Source organism: Mesorhizobium sp. M1A.F.Ca.IN.020.04.1.1 (assembly GCF_003997315.1).
GTDB lineage: Bacteria > Pseudomonadota > Alphaproteobacteria > Rhizobiales > Rhizobiaceae > Mesorhizobium.
In genome coordinates, this window is sequence record NZ_RZSN01000025.1 from 25,909 (window position 1) to 46,411 (window position 20,503).

The 20,503-nt window shown below is 63.9% G+C and carries 17 protein-coding genes and 1 pseudogene; 10 read left to right on the forward strand and 8 right to left on the reverse strand.

Annotated features, from left to right (window positions below; translation table 11 throughout):
• Nucleotides 1-8 precede the first annotated feature (8 nt).
• Both EOA49_RS08295 and EOA49_RS08300 read right to left on the reverse strand, forming a co-directional pair.
• Nucleotides 9-1,319: a YeaH/YhbH family protein gene (locus tag EOA49_RS08295; protein ID WP_066990345.1), complete on the reverse strand. Its 1,311-nt coding sequence runs from the start codon at nt 1,317-1,319 to the stop codon at nt 9-11.
• Between the two features lie 20 nt (nt 1,320-1,339).
• A complete protein-coding gene (locus tag EOA49_RS08300) occupies nt 1,340-3,289 on the reverse strand; it encodes a PrkA family serine protein kinase (RefSeq protein ID WP_066990342.1) in 1,950 nt (649 codons plus the stop codon).
• A 1,020-nt stretch (nt 3,290-4,309) separates the two neighbouring features.
• Here EOA49_RS08300 and EOA49_RS08305 point away from each other — a divergent pair.
• Nucleotides 4,310-5,862, forward strand: a pseudogene (locus EOA49_RS08305) (acetolactate synthase large subunit).
• Between the two features lie 21 nt (nt 5,863-5,883).
• Here the strand turns inward: EOA49_RS08305 and EOA49_RS08310 are convergent.
• Nucleotides 5,884-6,186: a BolA family protein gene (locus EOA49_RS08310; RefSeq protein ID WP_127240906.1), complete on the reverse strand. Its 303-nt coding sequence runs from the start codon at nt 6,184-6,186 to the stop codon at nt 5,884-5,886.
• Nucleotides 6,187-6,331: 145 nt separating this feature from the next.
• On the opposite strand from EOA49_RS08310, the gene EOA49_RS08315 reads away from it, so the two are divergent.
• From EOA49_RS08315 to EOA49_RS08330, 4 genes are all read left to right on the forward strand, one after another.
• Complete coding sequence (locus EOA49_RS08315) at nt 6,332-6,946, forward strand: J domain-containing protein (RefSeq protein ID WP_066990335.1); 615 nt, start codon at nt 6,332-6,334, stop codon at nt 6,944-6,946.
• 123 nt (nt 6,947-7,069) lie between these two features.
• A complete protein-coding gene (cobS, locus tag EOA49_RS08320; RefSeq protein WP_066990333.1) occupies nt 7,070-8,056 on the forward strand; it encodes a cobaltochelatase subunit CobS in 987 nt (328 codons plus the stop codon).
• 53 nt (nt 8,057-8,109) lie between these two features.
• Nucleotides 8,110-10,008, forward strand: coding sequence for a cobaltochelatase subunit CobT (gene cobT / locus EOA49_RS08325; protein WP_127241290.1), 1,899 nt, complete (start codon nt 8,110-8,112; stop codon nt 10,006-10,008).
• Entirely contained in the window at nt 10,005-11,027 is a 1,023-nt protein-coding gene (locus tag EOA49_RS08330; RefSeq protein WP_127241289.1) for an esterase-like activity of phytase family protein, read from the forward strand. The genes cobT and EOA49_RS08330 overlap by 4 nt, the downstream gene beginning before the upstream one ends.
• A 67-nt stretch (nt 11,028-11,094) precedes the next feature.
• Here the strand turns inward: EOA49_RS08330 and EOA49_RS08335 are convergent, their stop codons facing one another.
• The 3 genes from EOA49_RS08335 to rpmB all read right to left on the reverse strand — a co-directional run bounded on the left by EOA49_RS08335 (nt 11,095) and on the right by rpmB (nt 14,046).
• On the reverse strand, nt 11,095-12,873 hold the full coding sequence (locus EOA49_RS08335; RefSeq protein ID WP_127241288.1) for a GtrA family protein: 1,779 nt from the start codon (nt 12,871-12,873) through the stop codon (nt 11,095-11,097).
• 86 nt (nt 12,874-12,959) lie between these two features.
• Nucleotides 12,960-13,637 carry a queuosine precursor transporter gene (locus tag EOA49_RS08340; RefSeq protein ID WP_095782450.1) on the reverse strand — a complete coding sequence of 226 codons (678 nt, stop codon included), beginning with the start codon at nt 13,635-13,637 and terminating at the stop codon, nt 12,960-12,962.
• A 112-nt stretch (nt 13,638-13,749) separates the two neighbouring features.
• Complete coding sequence (gene rpmB, locus EOA49_RS08345) at nt 13,750-14,046, reverse strand: 50S ribosomal protein L28 (RefSeq protein ID WP_066990317.1); 297 nt, start codon at nt 14,044-14,046, stop codon at nt 13,750-13,752.
• A gap of 253 nt (nt 14,047-14,299) precedes the next feature.
• Here rpmB and EOA49_RS08350 point away from each other — a divergent pair, with 253 nt between their 5' ends.
• Both EOA49_RS08350 and EOA49_RS08355 read left to right on the forward strand, forming a co-directional pair.
• Nucleotides 14,300-15,091, forward strand: a complete 792-nt coding sequence (locus EOA49_RS08350; RefSeq protein ID WP_067319170.1) for a DUF3108 domain-containing protein — start codon at nt 14,300-14,302, stop codon at nt 15,089-15,091.
• 143 nt (nt 15,092-15,234) lie between these two features.
• Nucleotides 15,235-15,906, forward strand: a complete 672-nt coding sequence (locus tag EOA49_RS08355) for a lysoplasmalogenase (protein WP_127241287.1) — start codon at nt 15,235-15,237, stop codon at nt 15,904-15,906.
• Here the strand turns inward: EOA49_RS08355 and EOA49_RS08360 are convergent.
• Nucleotides 15,903-16,334 (reverse strand): cupin domain-containing protein, encoded by a 432-nt coding sequence (locus EOA49_RS08360; RefSeq protein WP_067319166.1) that lies wholly within the window; start codon nt 16,332-16,334, stop codon nt 15,903-15,905. The two genes, EOA49_RS08355 and EOA49_RS08360, sit on opposite strands and share 4 nt — an antisense overlap.
• A 10-nt stretch (nt 16,335-16,344) precedes the next feature.
• The gene (gene gloB / locus EOA49_RS08365) at nt 16,345-17,112 is read right to left on the reverse strand and encodes a hydroxyacylglutathione hydrolase (protein ID WP_095799983.1); all 768 of its coding nucleotides are present in this window, start codon (nt 17,110-17,112) and stop codon (nt 16,345-16,347) included.
• 99 nt (nt 17,113-17,211) lie between these two features.
• Between gloB and EOA49_RS08370 the strand changes: the two genes are divergently transcribed.
• From EOA49_RS08370 to EOA49_RS08380, 3 genes are all read left to right on the forward strand, one after another.
• Nucleotides 17,212-17,982 carry a methyltransferase domain-containing protein gene (locus tag EOA49_RS08370; protein ID WP_095824183.1) on the forward strand — a complete coding sequence of 257 codons (771 nt, stop codon included), beginning with the start codon at nt 17,212-17,214 and terminating at the stop codon, nt 17,980-17,982.
• A 118-nt stretch (nt 17,983-18,100) separates the two neighbouring features.
• The gene (locus EOA49_RS08375; protein ID WP_095823993.1) at nt 18,101-19,912 is read left to right on the forward strand and encodes an ABC transporter ATP-binding protein/permease; all 1,812 of its coding nucleotides are present in this window, start codon (nt 18,101-18,103) and stop codon (nt 19,910-19,912) included.
• Between the two features lie 51 nt (nt 19,913-19,963).
• The coding region (locus EOA49_RS08380) for a DUF1194 domain-containing protein (RefSeq protein WP_164749201.1) at nt 19,964-20,503 on the forward strand (540 nt) is incomplete at its 3' end.

The following is a 20,503-nucleotide window of genomic DNA, read 5'->3' on the forward strand; positions in this document are numbered from 1 at the left end:
CCGCGTTCTCACGCGCTCTTGCGCAGACTAGGCTGCCTTGCGAAGAGCTCGCGAAAGACCGGATAGATATCGGCGGGAGCCGCGATGCGCCTCATCTGGAAATTCGGCCACTTTCCGTCGACCGCGTTGTAGGCGCGCCAGAGCGACGTTCCGTTCTCGGTGGAGCCGAAAATGTGGCTTTCGCGTTCGTCGATGATTTCCACATAGGCGAAATACTGGCAGAGGCGCATGAGCTTGCGGTCGAGGAGTTCTATGCAGCGCTCGGAATCGGTGGCGAAGTTGTCGCCGTCGGAAGCCTGAGCGGCATAGATATTCCATTCCGCGACCGGATAGCGCTGCTCTATGATGCGGTGCATTTCCTCGAGCGCCGTCGAGACGACGGTACCGCCGCTCTCGGTGTGGTAGAAGAAGGTGTGCTCATCCACCTCCTTGGCCTCATGGGTGTGGCGGATGAAAACGATGTCCGTCCTTTCGTAGCGCCGCGTCAGGAACAGATGCAGCAGCACGAAAAACCGTTTGGCCAGATCCTTCTCGCGCTCTCCCATCGATCCCGACACGTCCATCAGGCAAAACATGACGGCGCTGGCATTCGGCACCGGCTGGGGGTCGAAGCGGTTGAACCGAATGTCGACCGGATCGACATAGGCGATCCGCCTGCGCCGGCGTTCAAGCCGATCAACTTCCTCGCGCAGAGCAGCGATGCGTTCGCGCGTTGCCTCGGTTGGCGGCTTCGCTTCCAACTCGGCGATCTGCGTTGAGATGGCGTCCAGCTCCGCCTGCTTGGGACGCCTGAGCGCGATGCGGCGGCCGTGGCTGTTTCGCATGGTGCGTCCGACATTGACGTTGGTCGGCGCCCCGCTTGCCGTGAAGCCCGCCCGTCTTGGCTTGAAGCTCAGTATCTGCTTGAGATTGAGCTTGACCAGATCGGGCAGTTCGAGATCTTCGAAGAAGAGGTCGAGCACTTCCTCGCGCGACAGCACGAAGCGAAAGTCATCCTCGGATTGCTTGGTTCCCGGCGCCGAAGAGCCGGTGCCGCCGCCGCCAGGCTTGGGTATCAGATCACCGGGACTGAACGATTTGTTGCCGGGCAGTATGTGCTGGCGCTGCCCACTGTCCCTGGCGTCGCTGAAGGTCGGTTCGCTGGTGCCTTTGCGGGGCATCGGCACGGCATGCTCGCGGTCGACCTCGGCGATACGGCCTGTCCGGACATGGTCGCGGATGCTGCGCTTGAGCTCTTCCCGAGCGCGCTTGAGGAAGCGCTGGCGATTGCTCAGGCTCTTGTCCTTCGGATTCAGGCGGCGGTCGATGAAGATCGGCATGCGAACCCTTCGGGCTTTGGTCAGCCAGCCTTGTTCACGCGCATGTACCAGTCGACCAGCCGGCGCACCTGCCGCTGAGTGTAGCCGCGCTCCACCATCCGCTGCACGAATTCGTTGTGCCGCTTCTCGGTGACGCTGTCCTGCTTGGAGCCGAAGCTGATCACCGGCAACAAATCCTCGACCTGACCGAACATGCGCTTCTCGATCACTTCGCGAAGCTTTTCATAGCTCGTCCAGGACGGATTGCGGCCATGGTTGCGCGCCCGGGCGCGCAAGGTGAACTTGACCACCTCGTTGCGGAAGTCCTTGGGATTGGCGATGCCGGCCGGCTTTTCAACCTGCGACAATTCCTTGTCCAGGACCTCGCGATTGAGGATCTGGCCGGTATCGGGATCCTTGTAGTCCTGATCCTCGATCCAGGCATCGGCATAGGCGATGTAGCGGTCGAAAAGGTTCTGGCCGTACTCGCTATACGATTCCAGGTAAGCCTTCTGGATCTCGTGGCCGATGAACTCGGCGTAGCGCGCTGCAAGTTCCGATTTGATGAACTCGAGGTACGCGGCTTCGGTTTCCTTCGGAAATTGCTCGCGTTTGATCGCCTCCTCGAGGATGTACATCAAGTGCACGGGATCGGCTGCGACCTCCTTGGTGTCGTAGTTGAAAGTCTGCGACAGAATCTTGAAGGCGAAGCGCGTGCTGACCCCGGTCATGCCTTCGTCGACGCCGGCGGCATCGCGATATTCCTGGACCGACTTCGCCTTCGGGTCGATCTCCTTGAGGTTCTCGCCGTCATAGGCGCGCATCTTGGTGTAGAGCGGCGAGTTCTCGTGCTCGGCAAGCCGGGTCGAGACGGTGAAACGGCTGAGGATGTCCAGCACTTCGGGCGCGCAGGGACTGTTCGCCAGATCGCTCTCGCGCAGAAGTTTCTCGTAAATCTGCCTCTCTTCGGTGATACGAAGGCAATACGGAACCTTGACCACAAGGATGCGGTCGAGGAAGGCCTCATTGTTCTTGTTGTTCTTGAATTGCTGCCATTCCGATTCGTTGGAATGGGCAACGACGATGCCCTGATAGGGGAAGGAGCCGAAATTCTCGGTGCCGTTGTAGCTGCCTTCCTGGGTTGCCGTCAGCAACGGGTGCAGGACCTTGATGGGCGCCTTGAACATCTCGACGAACTCGAGCAGGCCCTGCGTCGTCCGGTTCAAGCCGCCGCTGTAGGAGTAGGCATCCGGATCGGATTGGCTGAAATGTTCCAACTGCCTGATGTCGACCTTGCCGACCAGAGCCGAGACATCCTGGTTGTTCTCGTCGCCGGGCTCAGTCTTGGCGATGGCGATCTGACGCAGACGCGATGGCGACAGCTTGACCACGCTGAATTTGGAAATGTCGCCGGACAGTTCGTCAAGCCGTTTGGCCGCCCAAGGCGAGATGAGCCCATTCAGGCGGCGGCGGGCTATCCCGTATTTGTCTTCCAGCAGATCGCCCATCCGATCGGGATGGAAAAGGCCAAGCGGCGATTCGAATATAGGGCTGATCTGGTTGCCGACCTTCAGCGTGTAGATCGGGCGCTGTTCCATAAGCTTCTTCAGCCGTTCGGCAAGCGAGGACTTGCCGCCGCCGACCGGCCCGAGCAGGTAAAGGATCTGCTTGCGCTCCTCGAGACCCTGCGAGGCATAACGGAAATATCCGGCGATGCGCTCGATCGTATCCTCCATTCCGTAGAAATCGGAGAAGGAGGGGTACACCTTGATGGTCCGGTTCGAGAAGATGCGCCCGAGCCGCTCATCCTTGCTGGTGTCGACCAGATTGGGCTCGCCGATGGCCTCGACCATTCGTTCGGGCGCCGAGGCATACATGGATTTGTCTTCGCGGCACCCAAGCAGATACTGCTGGAGGCTCATCTCTTCCTGGGCCGCGTTGGAATATATCTCCGAAAACAGATCGAAGACGTCGGATTGGTTCTCTCGCATGATATTCTGCCCTCAGAGCCGCTCTGGTTGCCAGTCGGCCAGTCGGCTCGTCTCGTATTCAACTGCCGGAAAGCATTGTGGTTCCCTCATATGAGAGAGAGCGCCTGCAATCGGGCATTGACGACTCACAGCACCCGATGCGGACGGAATGCTCACCCATGATGATTAGGTGGTGATGGCCGGGAGAGCTTCAAGGAAAATCTTAGGTTTTCCACTCACATGTCGTGGTCGGGAACGTAGAGGCAGAAGGAATGCTGAGAATTCGCGTCGCCTCCGGGCTTACACTCGTGAAAGAACTCGTCACGCGAACGCCTGATCCGACGATCGGAGTAGGGAATGAGCTCTCCGGTGGAGAGCTGGTACCCATATTTCGTTTCCTTCACGTCGGCCGCGGGTGCTTGGTAGCAGTCCATTCCCGAGCAGCATGAGCTGTCATACTGCCAGCCCGTGGGCGCCTGATGGGCAGCCGCCGGAGCCGAAAGGAATAGCGCCAGCGCAATTGCCGGAAACAGGCGCAGAGGTTCCGAACGGCTTGTGCGCCGATTGGGCGGCGCGGATGGAGGTCGATACGTCTTCCTCATTGGTGGTCACCGTTCGGAAGCGTCGGCCGAGGGCATCGGTCCTTCGGTCCGACTAGCAATCCGCCCAGCATGGACGAGGCCAGGGCCGGGCCTGCATCAAACCGCCAGATCAGGCAAATGTTCCATGGTGCTTCCCCGGGCGGCGGAGCGCGCCGGCCCATGCAACCGCGGCCCACGATCGCGCGGCCCGGCTACGGGCAGGGGAACCAAAGTCGCCCTATTCGACGGCGGCGCCTATTGGCATATGGCGATTCAACCACCGCTTCGGGGAGGACGGCGATGCGCTGACTGCCGCCGTCATGGCTTTCCTGAAGGCGACGGTCGCCTGAACGCGCCAGCACTCCTGAAACTGGATCACCTCAAAGTCGTTGACCGGACATTGCGGCATGAAGACTTGTCGGCTCAATTATCCGGAGGCAATCGGACGAGAGGGAACGCGATGAATGGCGCCGATGTGCTTTGCGATGTGCTGCTGGCGAACGGCGTGAATGTCTGCTTTGCCAATCCCGGTACCTCGGAAATGCACTTCGTCGCCGCGCTCGACCGCAAGCCGGAGATGCGCTGCGTGCTCGGTCTTGCCGAGGGCGTGGTGACGGGTGCCGCCGACGGCTACGCCAGGATGACCGACCGGCCGGCCGCGACGCTGCTCCACACCGGCCCCGGATTGGCCAATGGCCTGGCCAACATCCACAATGCCCGGCGCGCCCGCGTGCCGATGATCAACATCGTCGGCGACCATGCCTCCTATCACCTGCCGCTCGACGCGCCGCTCACCAGCGACATTGAAGGTCTCGCCGCGCCGATGTCGAACTGGGTCCGCCGCATCGCCGGTCCGGCCGACGTCGCGCCGGCCGCGCAGGCGGCTTTTCGCGCTTCGCAGACGCCTCCCGGCATCGCTACGCTGATCCTGCCGGCGGACGCGGCGTGGGGAGAGGCCAGTCCGCTCCTGTCGGCCAAGGTGGAGCTTGCGGCGCCGCCTTCGGTCGACGCAGCTATCGTGCGCAAGATTGCCGGAGCCATTCGCGTCGCGCCCGGTCGCGTCGGCATGATCCTGCGTGGGCCGGCCGCGCGTGAGGATGCCTTGGAAATCGCCGGACAGATATCGGCGGTTTCGGATGTCCGGCTGTTCAGCGACGTTGTGATCGCCCGGATGCAGCGCGGCCGGGGCCGCGTTGCGCCTACCCGCGTTCCATATCCGATCGACTCCGCGCGCATCCCCCTTGCCGACATCGATCTCCTGATCCTCGTCGGAGCCAGTGAACCGGTGGCGTTCTTTGCCTATCCCGGAAAGCCGGGCCGGCTTGTGAGCGAAGACTGTGAAGTGATGTCGTTGGCCGAGCATGGCGAGAATTTGAAGGCGGCACTCGCTGCGCTTCGCGACGAACTGGGCATCAAACCGTCGCAGCCGGTGCCCGTCGCCACGGCCTTTCCCAATGAGCCGGCCCCGCGCGGCAAGCTGACGGACGACGCGGTTGCACTTCGGTAGCCCGGAAGCTGCCGGAGAATGCGATCGTCTGCGACGAGGCCGTCACCTCGGCGCGGCGCTATTTTGCGCTCTCGGCCTTTGCCGCCCCGCACGATTACATGATGGGCACAGGCGGATCGATCGGCGGCGGCATTCCAATGGCGACTGGCGCGGCCATCGCCTGTCCTGGCCGCAAGGTGCTGAATCTGGAGGCGGACGGCAGCGGCATGTACACGGTGCAGGGATTATGGACCCAGTCGCGGGAAAAGCTCGACGTGGTGACGATCGTCTTTTCCAACCGGACCTACGCCATCCTGCACGGCGAGATGCGCAATGTCGGGGTGAACGCGATCGGCGAGAATGCCAGGCGAATGCTCGACCTTGATCAGCCGGCTCTGGACTGGGTTTCGCTGGCAGCCGGCATGGGGGTGGAAGCAGCCCGCGCCGACACATGCGAGCGCTTCGACGCGCTGCTCGACAGCGCGCTGTCGCGTCCGGGGCCGTTCCTCATCGAAGCGGTGATCTGAGCGGCCCCCGGCCCGCCGAGCTTACCAGCGTGTCTTCTCACCAGGTGCTGCAGGATCAATCGCCAGCGCGTGCACGCCGGCCTTCAATTCGTCGGCAAGGAGGCGATTGATGGCGCGGTGGCGCTCGATGCGGTTCATCCCGGCAAAATTCTGCGAGACGATACGGACGCGGAAATGGGTCTCGCCGGTGCCGTCGAAGACGGCCTCGTGGCCGTGCTCGACGTGGTGATGGCCGGCGTGAAGATGGCTTTCGTTGATGACGGTGAGCCTTTCCGGCGAAAATGCCGCCTTCAGCTTGTTTTCCATCGTCGACTGTATGGACATCGGGGCTTCCCTTCACCACATCTGCGGTACCGCCGCAAAATCTGTGCTTTCGACCGCTTTAGGCCGCGATTCAGCGGTTAGGGCGATCATCGGCGAAATGTCAATTCTTGTTTCGCGGTAGCGAACAGCCCATAAATGGGTGAGGATGAAACCGTATCCCAAATATTTCGAGAAAATTCGCATCCGGCCGGAAAAGGACGCGGAGCTGAAGTCGCGCGCGCCGATCTGCCAGTGGGACGGTTGCAGCGAGGCCGGTACGCATCGCGCGCCGGTCGGGCGCCTGAAGGAGGGCGAGTATTTCCGCTTCTGCTTTGAGCATGTGCGCGAATACAACAAGAGCTTCAACTACTTCTCGGGCGTGTCGGACAGCGAGATCGCCCGCTTCCAGAAAGAGGCGCTGACTGGACACCGGCCAACCTGGCGCATGGGCGCCAATGGCGGCGGCATGCGTTCGGCACCCGACTTCGCGCAGCAGCGCTCCGGGCGTGCAGGCTACTACAACCGCATGCGCGATCCCTTCAATTTGTTCGGCGGCGGAACGCGCGAAGTGCGCGAGCGCAAGGCAAAGCCGCTTGAGGCCAAGGCGCTGGAAACGCTTGGCCTTGATACAAAGGCGACTGGCAAGGATATCAAGGCGCGCTATAAGGAACTCGTGAAGCGCCACCATCCGGATGCGAATGGCGGCGACAGAGGTTCGGAAGACCGGTTCCGCGATGTGCTGCAGGCCTATCGCGTGCTCAAGCAAGCAGGATTGTGCTGAGCGACCCTACGGTCCATGTCGTTTTCCAACTTTCATAAGGTTGGAAAAGGCTCTAAGACCGCCCCCGAACAAAATCGATTGCCGGCGAAACGCGGCGTTTCGCCCGTGGAGACGTTGATAGAGATGAACAAGGTCGATCGCGACATCGCCAACCTGCCCGATACGACGGTGCCGGTGAAGGAAAAATTCGGCTTCGACTCCAAGATGGTGGTTCCGGCCTATTCGGCGGCGACCGAGCACGTGCCCGACATCGACCCCGACTATCTGTTCGACAAGGCAACGACCTTGGCGATCCTCGCCGGCTTCGCCTACAACCGCCGCGTCATGGTGTCGGGCTATCACGGCACCGGCAAGTCCACCCATATCGAGCAGGTCGCCGCGCGCCTCAACTGGCCCTGCGTGCGCGTCAATCTCGACAGCCATGTCAGCCGCATCGATCTCGTCGGCAAGGACGCCATCGTCGTCAAGGAGGGCCTGCAGGTCACGGAATTTCGCGACGGCATCCTGCCCTGGGCCTATCAGCACAACGTCGCGCTCTGCTTCGACGAGTACGATGCCGGCCGCCCGGACGTGATGTTCGTCATCCAGCGCGTGCTGGAATCGTCGGGCCGGCTGACGCTGCTCGACCAGAGCCGCGTCATACGCCCGCATCCGGCCTTCCGGCTGTTCGCCACCGCCAACACGGTGGGTCTCGGCGACACCACCGGCCTCTATCACGGCACGCAGCAGATCAACCAAGCGCAGATGGACCGCTGGTCGATCGTCACCACGCTCAACTACCTGCCGCACGACAACGAGGTGTCGATCGTGCTGGCCAAGGCCAAGCACTATCGCGACAGCAAGGGCAAAGAGATCGTCAACAAGATGGTGCGCGTCGCCGACATGACGCGCTCGGCCTTCATCAATGGCGACCTGTCGACGGTGATGAGCCCGCGCACGGTCATCACCTGGGCCGAGAACGCCGAGATCTTCGGCGACATCGGCATGGCGTTCCGGCTCACCTTCCTCAACAAATGCGACGAGCTGGAGCGTTCGGTGGTCGCCGAATTCTACCAGCGCGCCTTCGGCGAGGATCTGCCGGAGAGCGCCGCCAACGTGGTGCTGGGGTAAGGCGCGTGCCGGAAGGCTTGGCCTTTCGGACCACAACGCGCAGGGAATGATCGATGGCGGGTCCGGGCGACAACACGCGCAACAAGCCGAAGAACGGGTCTGAAGCGGACAGCTTCAAGCGCGCCGTCACCGTCTGCATGCGCGCCGTCGCCGGCGACAAGGATCTCGAGGTCGGCTTCGCCAAGGACCGGCCGGCGCTGGCCGGCAACCGCGCCAGGCTGCCCGAGCTGCCGAAGAAGCCTTCCCGCACCGACATCGCGATAACCCGCGGCATCGGCGATTCCATGGCGCTGAAGCGCGCCTGCCACGATCAGCGTATCCACAGCAAGCTGGCGCCGGAAGGCAAGCTCGCGCGGGCCATTTTCGATGCCGTCGAGCAGGCCCGCGTCGAGGCGATCGGCAGCCGCGCCATGCAGGGCGTGGCCGACAATATCGGCTCGATGCTCGAGGACAAATACGCCAGGGCAAACCTCGTCGACGTCAAGGACAAGGCCGACGCCCCGCTCGAGGAGGCGGTGGCGCTGATGGTGCGCGAAAAGCTCACCGGCCGCACCGTGCCGAAGAGCGGCGAGCGACTGGTCGATCTGTGGCGGCCCTGGGTCGAGGAAAAGGCCAGCAGCGACCTCGACGGCCTGTCGTCCAGGCTCGATGACCAGCAAGCCTTCGCCCGCATCGTGCGCGACATGCTCGTCTCCATGGAGATGGCCGAGGAACTCGGCGACAACCAGGAGACGGAAGACTCGGAGGACAACGAGGAAAACGAGCAGCAGGGCGAGGAGCAGAGCGAGGAAGGCGGCGAGGACGATTCCGGCTCCGAACAGTCGCAGTCCGAGGACGCGGAGGCTTCCGCCGACGAGGAAGAGTCGGCCGAAACGGAGGCGACCGACGCCACATCGGATGATCTTTCCGACGAGGATGATTCCGACGCCGAGACGCCAGGCGAGGCGCGCCGCAACGACAATCCCTTCCTCAACCTGCCTAAGGAAATCGACTACAAGGTCTTCACCACCGCCTTCGACGAGACGGTCGGGGCCGAGGACCTTTGCGAGGAAGAGGAGCTCGACCGGCTGCGCGCCTTCCTCGACAAGCAGCTCGCCAATCTCTCCGGCGTCGTCGGCCGCCTGGCAAACCGGCTGCAGCGGCGGCTGATGGCGCAGCAGAACCGCTCCTGGGATTTCGATCTGGAGGAGGGTTATCTCGATCCATCCAGGCTGGTGCGCGTCGTTATCGATCCGATGCAGCCGCTGTCCTTCAAGCAGGAGCGCGACACCAAGTTCCGCGACACGGTGGTGTCGCTGGTGCTCGACAATTCGGGCTCGATGCGCGGGCGGCCGATCACGGTTGCCGCGACTTGCGCCGACATCCTGGCGCGCACCCTGGAGCGCTGCGGGGTTTCGGTGGAAATCCTCGGCTTCACCACACGCGCGTGGAAAGGTGGGCAGGCACGCGAGAAGTGGCTGAAGGACGGCAAGCCGCCGAATCCGGGCCGGCTCAACGATCTGCGCCACATCATCTACAAGTCCGCCGACCATCCGTGGCGGCGCGCGCGCCGCAATCTCGGCCTGATGATGCGCGAGGGCCTGCTCAAGGAAAACATCGACGGCGAGGCGCTGCTTTGGGCGCACAACCGGCTGATCGGCCGGCCGGAACAGCGCAAGATCCTGATGATGATCTCGGACGGCGCGCCGGTCGACGATTCCACGCTCTCGGTCAACCCCGGCAACTATCTGGAGCGCCATTTGCGCGCGGTGATCGATCTCATCGAGACGCGCTCGCAGGTGGAGCTTCTAGCCATCGGCATCGGCCACGATGTCACGCGCTACTATCGCCGCGCCGTCACCATCGTCGATGCCGAAGAGCTGGCCGGCGCCATGACGGAGCAATTGGCATCGCTGTTCGGCGAGGAGAGCGCGCGCGACACGCGGCGCGGTGGCTTGAGGCGCGCCGGATGATCCTTTCGCGGGGCGGATTCCGGCGGACGGCTTTTGTTTGCGCGCTGGTCTGTTCGGCCGCCTCTCCGGTCTTCGCCGAGGGAGGCGCTGCGGTCGAGACGATCGAAGTTTCAGCGCGGCCGATCACCGAGTTCCATATCGGCCGCGACCGGAAACAGTTCGGGTCGCTCGAGTTCGTCGGCGGGCTGGAGATGACCTCGCCGTCGCGCGATTTCGGCGCACTTTCGGCTTTCCGCTTCCTCAAATCAGGCAGCGATTTCATCGGCGTCACCGATACCGGCTTGTGGTTCTTCGGCACCATCACCCACGATGCCGACAAGCGCCCCTCGGGCGTGTCGAATTTCCGCATGCAGCAGATGGTCGACGCCTCGGGCCAGCCGATCGAGAAGAAGTGGGAGGTCGACGCCGAAGGCCTCGCGGTCAAGGACGGTAACGCCACCGTCGGTTTCGAGCGCGACCAGCGCGTCGTCCAGTTCAAGGTCGAGCCGGACAATATGAAGGCGCCGTTCAAGACGCTCGACTATCTGGTCCCGGCGCGGGAGCTGCGCCAGAACCGCGGCTTCGAGACGGTCACACACGCCAACCCTTACGGCCAGCACGAGGGCGGCCTGGTCGTGGTGTCGGAAAAGAGCCTCGACAAGGCCGGCAACATCTATGCCGCCATCATCGAGGGACCGAGGAAGGGCGTCTTCACCGTCAAGCGCAACGGCAATTTCGACATCACTGACGGCGCCTTCCTGCCCGATGGCGACCTGCTTCTGCTCGAACGCAGCTTCTCGATGGCGCGCGGGGTGAAGATGCGGCTGAGGCGTATCTATGGCGAGAGCATCGAGAAGGGCGCGGTCGCCGACGGCCCGGTGCTGATCGACGCCGATATGGGTTACCAGATCGACAATATGGAAGGGCTCGACGTCTGGACCCGCGACGACGGCGCGCTGATGGTGTCGCTGGTGTCGGACAACAATCAATCGATCCTGCAGCGGAACCTCTACCTGGAATTCATCCTGCACCAGGATTGAGCGGTGCTTGGTTTCGTTCAATTCGGGACGGAAAACCGCTGCGCATTTGTCCCGAAGTTGCCCGCCCTCAGCGGACTTTATAGATCTCGACCGGCTTGCTCGCCGTCGCCCTGTCCAGTTCCAGCCAATCGGGAACGTCCCGCTTCAGCAGCCTCGCGGCCAGGCCCTTGGGAGCTTGGGCGGCGAGCGAAAGCTCTTCCGAATTGCCGCGGCATATGGCGACCAGCCCGACATGCTCGCGCTCAATGATGGCGCGGGCGGCATCCGGCGTTCCCATGAAGGCGTCGAGCATGGCGAGATTGCCGCCGACATTGCGATGATAGGGGCCGGCCAACGCCCTATGGCCGGTAAACATCAAGATGGGGGAGCCGAGATTGGAGGACGCAAGCACCGTCGTTGCCGGCATGCCGGCCAGGTCGCTGAAGTCCGAGGCCTTGCCGCAGGTCAGCGCATGATCGGCATCGGAATTGATCTTTGCGGGTGCCTTTTGGACCACGGACTGCGCGGCGACGGCGACGCCGGCCCAGGTCGCATTGAGCGACACCAGCCATGCCGCCGCGATGCGGGTGGAGACGCGCCACGGCTGCGCGGCGCTTGCCTGCAGGCGAACCCCGGCGATCCAGGTCGAGAGCGGCAGCACCGCGAAGGCAACCGAGAAGGTCGAGCCGCGCACCTGCCATAGGCTGACGGCGAAAGCGACGATCAGCAGCGCGGCGGTAAGGGCTTCCTCGCGGCGCAGGCGGCGGCTGCGCAGCTGAAGGCCAATCAACAGGATTGCGATGAAGGGCGTCACATAACGCGCCGCCATCAGCTTCGGCTCGTTGACGGCTACGCTGAGGAAGGGCTGCGCCTCAACGACGTCGTTCAGCCAATAGGTGCGAATGCGCTCATCCATGCCGGCATAGGGCGATGCCAGGCATTGCGGGAAGAACAGGAGCGCAACGGCCGCAATTGCAACGGCCAACGCGGACATTGAGAGGAACCGCCTCTTAGCCGTCGACTGTCCGGGTAGACCCGCAATCGCCGCGAGTCCAAAGCCCGACAGCGCCGCGATGACGAATTGGAAAGCCGAGAAGGCGTCGCACTCGGCCACGCCCCAGGCCGACGGCGGTATGGTGGCAACGAGAACCACCAAAGCTATCGCGGCAAATCCGATGCCGAAGCCGCGCACGGTCTGGCGCTCGCTTTCATCGAAGATGAAGAGCACGGCGGCGCAGGCGCCAAGTGTGGCCACATAAGGCGCCGTCTCCATGCCGACGGCAAGGGTGAGGCCTGCACACAGGCCGGACAGAAGAGCGGCTGACCGCCGGAAGGGAGCCTCCGTCATAAGCCAGAGACTGGCTGCCGTGAGCAGGAGCTGGACGTTGTGGTGGTCAAGGGTGCCAGGGTGGAAAATGCCGATAAAGAACAGCGCCGCAGTGGACAGCACCAGCGCAGGCATCGCCACGTCCGTACCGGCGAAACGCCGGGAAGCGCGCAGGATGACGAATATGGTGAGCCCATATAGGGAAAGCGGCCAGATGATCTGCGCTGCCTTTTCAGCGGCAGCCGTGCTGGCGCCTAGGGCCTGGAAGGTGAAGATGATCAGCGCGATCGGGGTGTCGACCAGCCGCGACCAGTGCATGACGAAGCCGCCGGTCAGGCCCATCCTGTATTGATGAAGATCGAACCAGCCCTGTCCAGCCAAGAGGTCGCGAACTTCGACCAGCCTCAGCATGCTGTCATTGTCGGCGCCAAGGTCCGCGATCGTTGGGAAGCCGGAGATCGCATTGATCCCCAGCACGAGCAGCGTCGCGCAGAGCGCAAGCAGAAGGTCATGTTTCCAACCGGTGCCCTGGATGGTCATGCTGATGGCAATGTCCTGGATCGTTTTGGCGATCCTGCACCAATGGCCGTAACAAAGCGTAAAGCCGCGAAGGGCCGCTTCAAGGGTCAGGCGATGGCCGGCTGGCTCCAGCGGGCGGCAAGCAGCCGGTAGGGGATCAGTGCCACCACCGCGATGATCAGTTTGACCGAGAGATCGCCAAGCGCCCAGGACACCCAGCGCATGGTTTCGACAGGCATCACGCCCATCAGCGGTGCCGTCTCCAGCGCGAAGCCGTCGTTCGGCCCGACAAAGGCGAAGGCGGCGGAGAAGCCGACGCCGAAGAACACCACCGTGTCGAAGACAGAGCCGACCAGCGTGCCGACGATCGGCGCGCGCCACCAGCTTTGCCGGCGCAGACGATTGAACACGGTCACGTCGAGCAGTTGTGCGGCGAGGAAGGCGGCGCCGGACGCGGCCGCGATTCGCACCAGCCGGTCAGCGGCGGTCTCGAACGCGATCAGACCGTGGCGGAACAGGAAGGGCGGAACGAGGATCGAGCAGACGACCGCCGTCATGAAGCCGACGAAGACCACTTTGCGCGCCACCGCCGGGCCGTAGCGACGATTGGCAAGATCGGTGACCAGGAAGGAGAAAGGATAGGTGAAGGCGCCCCAGGTGAGCAGGTCGGCCAGCGACAGGCCGCCGATCTGGCCCTGCATCGGGAACTGGACAAGGATGTTGGACGCCACGACGACAAGCGCCATGGCGGCCACGAAAGGCAGGTATCGTGAAAGGAAGTTCATTTTTTTATCCTGGGTAATGGAACCAGCCGAGCGTCATGACCGGCGCTCACTGTCCGAGCACCAGTTTGGAGCCGGTGCTCGAGGCGGTCGTCCCCCGCCTGAAAAGAGAGCTTTAGGCGGCCGACTGCTCGGCGAGCTTCTTCGCGATCTGCTTCTTCAGCAGGCGAGCGCGCTGCGACAGCTCCTTGGCGTCGGCCTTGGCCAGGAACGCGTCGAGGCCGCCGCGATGCTCGACCGAACGCAGCGCGTTGGCCGAAATGCGCAGGCGAACGTTCTGGTTCAGCACTTCGGAAATCAGCGTCACATTGACCAGGTTGGGCAGGAAGCGACGCTTGGTCTTGTTGTTGGCATGGCTCACATTGTGGCCGGTCTGGACTGCCTTGGCAGTGAGCTCGCAGGTGCGGGACATCTTGTCTAACCTTCAGTTCTAAACCTGCCAAACCATTCTGCCCGCGCCAGGCGGCGCGCGGTCTCGGTCAGGCGGCCTTTGGAAAAGTTGGCGTTCCATAGTTGCATTTCGCCACTACGTCAAGCTCCGGCACCTACGCGGCGGCCAAGCTCGCTCCATATAAAGGCCGAAATTCGTCGTATAAGCCCTGCGCGAAGGGATTGCCAGGCTGGAACCGTTGCGTTTCCGCCAGTATCAAGGACCTGCCGCCGCCATGCTTCGCCCCTCCCAAGCCCTTGCCGCGCTGCTCGCCGTCGCTGTGCCTACAACCGCCTTCGCTGCTGCCTCGCCGCAGTCCTTCAAGGGCGAATACACCGTGTCGTTCCTGGGCCTTTCGGTCGCCAGGGCAACGTTTTCCAGCCGTTACGACGGCGACACCTATGCCATCAATGGCACCGTCTCGGCCGCCGGCATCGCCAAGCTGTTCGACGATACGAAAGGCACGATCTCGTCGAAGGGTACGATTTCGGGCCAGCAGATGCGGCCGCGGGCCTTCCGGGCCGACTATACTTCCGGCAAGAAGGCATCGGTGGTCGACATACGCTTCGCCGATGGCGACGTCTCCTCGACGAAGGTCGTTCCGGAGCCCGGCAAACGCGATCCCAAGAATTGGGTGCCGGTCGGCTCCGGCGACCTGAAATCGGTGGTCGATCCGATGGCCGCGACCGTCGTCCATGCCGACAGCCTGGACAAGGTCTGCGGGCGGACCGTCAAATTCTACGATGGCGAGATGCGCGCCAACCTGTCGCTGACCTATGCCTCGAAAGGCTCGATCTCGGTGCCGGGCTACAAAGGCGACACCGTGACCTGCAAGATGGGCTTCGAGCCGGTGGCGGGCTATCGCAAGGGCCGCAAGGCGCTGGACTTCCTGAAGAACAAAAGCCGCATGATGGTGACATTTGCACCCGTCGGCCAATCCGGCGTATATGCGCCGATCCGCGCCACGGTCGGGACCCAGATCGGCCCGCTGACCATCAGCGCAAGACGGTTCGAAGCAGCCGAATAGTTAGGCGCCACGGCGCGCCGCCGGGGATGGGGCATGGGGCGCGCAACACTGATCGGTTTCTCGGCGGACGCCCTGTGGGCGCTGTTTGCACTGCTCACCAAAGCCTCGGGGCTGCGCAGGCCGGCGACCGGCGGAGCGCGCGCATGATGCCGTTTCCGGGCGGCATCGACGCCAATCCCAATGCGACGCTTTTGTTCTCGATCGCCGCCGCCGCGATTTACGTCCTTGCGCTCGAGCTGCCGCCACGCCTCGCCCGTTCCGCCGCCAAGACGCTGGCCGTGGCCTTGTTGGCGGCGCTCGCCGTCATGCAGGGCAGTCCGCCGCTGCTCGTCGCAGCGCTGGCGCTCAGCGCCGCCGGCTACGCGTTCCTCTCCCAAGACGGTGAAAAAGCCTTTCTTGCAGGGCTGGCGAGCTTTCTTGCCGCACATGTCGCCTATGTCGCCTTGTTCCTGAACGCCGGTGGCGGAATCGGCCTGCTCACCGCCGAGTCCTGGCGCGGCGCCATTGCGCTGGCGCTGGCGGTTTTCGTTATCACGATGCTCGCCGCGCTTTGGCGGCGCGTCGGAGCTGCCCTGCGCGTTCCGGTCGCCGTCTATGCCGGGGCGATCCTCGCCATGGGTGTTTCGGCGCTCACGACCTTTCATCCCTGGGTCATCGCCGGAGCCGTGCTGTTCATCATATCGGACGGGCTGCTGGCGGCAGAGCGCTTCCTGCTGGCCGCGAGCTCGCCGCATCGCGTCTGGATGCGCTACGCGGTCTGGGTGCTCTATTATGCGGCCCAGTTGGCGATCACGCTTGGTTTCCTGCTGGCCTAGGCTGTTTTCGGCTGCCAGTCCGGCTCGGCCAGCTCGAAGGCTGCGAAATCGAAGCCCGGTGCCACCGTGCAGCCGACCAGCGTCCATCCGCCGAGGCTGCGCGCCGACTGCCAACAGCCGGCCGGGACCACGATCTGCGGCCGCTCGCCGGCGGAAAGTGCCGCGCCCAATAGATGTTCGACGACGGTGCCGGAGCCTTCTTCGTGCGTGGCGAGAGCCAGCGGCGCGCCGGCATAGAAATGCCAGACCTCGGCCGCGTCCTTGACCCGGTGCCAGGCCGAACGCTGGCCTTGCTCCAAAAGGAAATAGATCGCGGTCGAATGGCCGCGCGTGCCACCCTCCGCGTCGCGAAACGTCTCGGCATACCAGCCGCCCTCGGGGTGCGGCTCGAGGCCGAGCGCGGCGATGATTTCGGCGGCGCTGGTCATGCAGGAGCGCTCAGAAGTTATCCTTGCGCTTGCGGATCTCGGCGAACACGTCCGTATCGCTCGCCCTCTCCATGCCGAGATGTCTGCGGATCGCCGGGTCGTGCCAGCGCAGGAACGGATTGGTCGACAGTTCCTCGCCGATCGTCGTCGGCAGGGTCGGCTTATTGTCGGCGCGCAGCTTCTCGATCCTGGCGGCGCGCTCTTTCAATGCTGAATTGCTGGGGTCGACGGTCAGGGCGAAGCGCGCGTTGGCCAATGTGTATTCGTGGCCGCAATAGATGACGGTCTCGGCCGGAAGGGCGGCAAGTTTCTTCAGCGAATCGTGCATAACCGGCGGCTTGCATTCGAAGAGCCGACCGCAGCCCAGCGCAAACAGCGTGTCGGCGGTGAAGGCCACTTTCGAGGCCGGCAAATGGTAAGAGACATGGCCGGCGGTATGGCCGGGCGTCTCGATGACCTCGATCTTTTCCTCGCCGAGGCGGATGACGGAACCCTGGCTGACCGTCTCGTCGATGCCGGGGATCTTCGCCTGTTCCGCTTCCGGTCCGACGATGGTGAGCTTGAAGCGCTCCTTCAGGGCCAGATTGGCCTCGACATGGTCGCCATGATGATGCGTGGTCAGGATCATCGTCGGGGTCCAGCCGGTGCGCTTGATCGCAGCCAGGATCGGCGCTTCTTCCGGGGCGTCGATGATCGCCGTCTGCCCGCTTCTGGCGTCATGCACCAGAACGCCGAAATTGTCGGTACGGCACATGAACTGTTCGATTTCGACCGGCATCTCGTCGCTCTCCGTTATGGCCGCAGACATAGGGCGCCCGGCCGCGGATGTCATCCGCCTTTGTTGAACTCGCCGGATATCGCGGCTACCGTCCGGCGCATGCATTCCGATATCGTCGATCTCCGGTCCTTCTATTCGACCACGCTCGGGCGCCTCGCCGAGCGCGCGATCACCATGTCGCTGTCGTCGATATGGGCGCCCGTTCCGAACGAGCGCCTGGTCGGTCTCGGCTACACGCTGCCGTGGCTGGAGCGGTTCGGCGCCGATGCCGAGCGCGTCTTTGCCTTCATGCCGGCGACGCAAGGGGCGGTGGTCTGGCCGGCGACGGGGCCGACGGCGACGGCGCTGGTCTTCGACGAGGAGCTGCCGCTGGTCGATTCCTGCATCGACCGCATGCTGCTCGTCCACTCGCTCGAACATGTCGAAAATCCGCGCGAGACGCTGAACGAGATCTGGCGCGTGCTGTCGCCGGCGGGCAGGGTCGTCATCGTCGTGCCCAACCGGCGCGGCGTCTGGGCGCGTTTCGAGCACACGCCCTTCGGCAACGGCCGGCCGTTCTCGCGCGGCCAGCTCACCGAATTGCTACGCGAGGCCAATTTCACGCCGGCCGCATGGTCAGACGCGCTGTTCTTCCCGCCGTCGCCGCGGCGCTCCATGATGCAGTTCCACAACGTGCTGGAGCGAGCCGGCCGGCGGCTCTGGCCGATCTTTTCCGGGGTCATCGTCGTCGAGGCGCAGAAGCGGCTCTACCAGGGCGTGCCTGTCGCGCAGCGCGCGTCGCGCCGCGTCTTCGTGCCGGTGTTCTCGCCGCAGGGCGCAACGACGCTCGGACGTCGGGCCGACGACCCGGTGCCGCGGGCGGGCGGATGACGCGTTCGTGATCGGGGCCAAGCCTTGCGTCATACGGCAATCGTCACCCTATCTCAGAGCCGGGTTCGGGGTGCGGCATCGCCGCCAATGACCGTTCCTGGCAGCAGGGATCTCGCATATGGACCACACGCCCAGTATCGAACAGGCCGCGTTCTCAGTCGAGACGAGCCGCCTCTCAGACCAGCTGGCGGCGATCAGGCTGGCGCTGAAGGCATCGCCGGTCCGCAGGCGGCTCCTGTGGGCCTCGATCGGCATTGTCGGCGTCATCGTCGCGACCTCGATCGGGCAAGTGCTGCTCAATCGCTGGAACCAGCCTTTCTATGATGCCCTGGCGCGGCGCGACCTGCCGGGCTTCCTGCATCAGCTGATGGTATTTGCCGCAATTGCCGGCAGCCTCCTGGTGCTCAATGTCGGCCAGACCTGGCTCAACCAGACGATCCGGCTGAAGTTGCGCGAGGCGCTGACGCTCGACCTGATCGATGAATGGATGCGGCCGGCGCGTGCGTTCCGGCTCACCCATGCGGGTGCGATCGGCGTCAATCCCGATCAGCGCATGCAGCAGGACGCGGGGCATCTCTCCGACCTGTCGACCGATCTCGGCGTCGGCCTGCTGCAATCCTTCATCCTGCTTGTATCCTTCATCGGCGTGCTGTGGGAGCTCTCTTCCGGCTTCGTCTTCCATGTCGGCGGCCATTCGCTGGAAATACCGGGCTACATGGTCTGGGCGGCGATCCTTTATGCCGGCATCGCCTCCTGGCTGAGCTGGCTGGTAGGCCGGCCGCTGATCCGCTTTAACAGCGATCGCTACACGCGCGAGGCCGTGCTGCGCTCCTCCGTGGTCCGCGTCAACGAGAATGTCGACGCCATCGCGCTCGCCCATGGCGAGGCGGACGCCAGGCGGCAGCTCGAGCTCGACCTCGGCGGCGTGCTCGACGCCATGCGGCGCATCTACAGCGCCCAGATCAACCTGTCCTGGGTTACCGACGCCTATGGCTGGATCACCGTGGTGGCGCCGATTCTGGTCGCCGCACCGGTCTATTTCGCGGGCGACATCAGCTTCGGTGGTTTGATGATGGCCGTCGGCGCCTTCAACCAGGTGAATTCCTCGCTGCGCTGGTTCATCAACAACATCGGCGCCATCGCCGATTGGCGGGCAACGCTGATGCGCGTTGCCGACTTTCGCATCGCGCTCGGCGAAACGGACATCCTGCATGCCAAGGAAAAGCGCATCGCGTTCGGCGAAAACGCAAATGGCACACTGACATTCGACAAGCTCGAAGTCGCCTCGCCCGACGGCTGCACCAGGCTTGCGGAGACGGAGGTCGAGATAAAGGCCGGCGAGCGCGTCATGATCACCGGCGATCCGCGCGCCGGCAAGACGCTGTTCTTCCGCGCGATCGCCGGCCTCTGGCCATGGGGCGGCGGCCGCATTGGCATGCCGGCCGGAGAGACACCGTTCTTCGTGCCGCGCACCCCCTATTTCCCGCTCGGCACGCTGCGCGACGTGCTCAACCATGCCGAAGGCACCAAGATCGACGACGACGAGATTTCCGCCGTGCTCGGTGAAGTCGGCCTCGAGCGCCTCTCGTTCCAGCTCGACCGCTCGGCGCGCTGGGAGCATGAGCTGGCCGACGATGAGCAGCGGCTACTCGCCTTCGCCCGGCTGGCGCTGAGGAAGCCGAAATGGGTGATCATCGACGAAGCGCTGGATACGTTCGACGGCGCCACGCTTCGGCGCGTGCTGGCGATGCTGCAGGCCAGACTGCCGCACGCCGCTATCCTCAATATCGGGCGCGGTCTGCACAACAACCAGTTCTTCCCGCGCGCGCTCACCATCGTCAAGGACAGCAGCGGATCGGCGCTGAAGCCGGCCCGTCTCCGCGCCGGGGCGATCGAACCCCCGCCTGTTGCCGCGCGCGCCAAGAAATAGCTTTATTTCGCCGCGATCGCCGGGAAGAATCCCGGCGTGGTGGAGCCTGCCATGCTCAAGCTGTTCAGCCTGCTTGCATGCCTTGCCTGCGCCGAGGCAGCGCCAATGCCTGCCATCGGAGGCACTGCCGTCGATGTGGAACTCGTGCTGGCCGTCGACATCTCGCAATCGATGGACGAAGAAGAGTTCGCCCTGCAGCGCGCCGGCTATGTCGAGGCGCTGCGCCATCCCGACTTCATCAGCGCCGCGCGCTCGGGCCCGAGGGGCCGCATCGCGCTCGCCTATTTCGAATGGGCGGGCGTCGTGCGCGACGACGGCGTGATCGGCTGGCAAGTGATCGACGGCGCGGACAGCGCCAACGCCTTCGCCGACACCATCGCGGGTCGTCCGTTCCGGAGCTTTCGCGGCACGTCGATTTCAGGCGCTCTCGGATTCGGCGCCGGACTTCTGGAGAAAAACAGCTACTCGGCGCCGCGCCGGGTCATCGACATATCGGGGGACGGGCCCAACAATGCCGGGCTGCCCGTCGCGATGATCCGTGATGCGGCTTTGGCCAAAGGCATCGTGGTCAACGGCCTGCCGATCCTGATC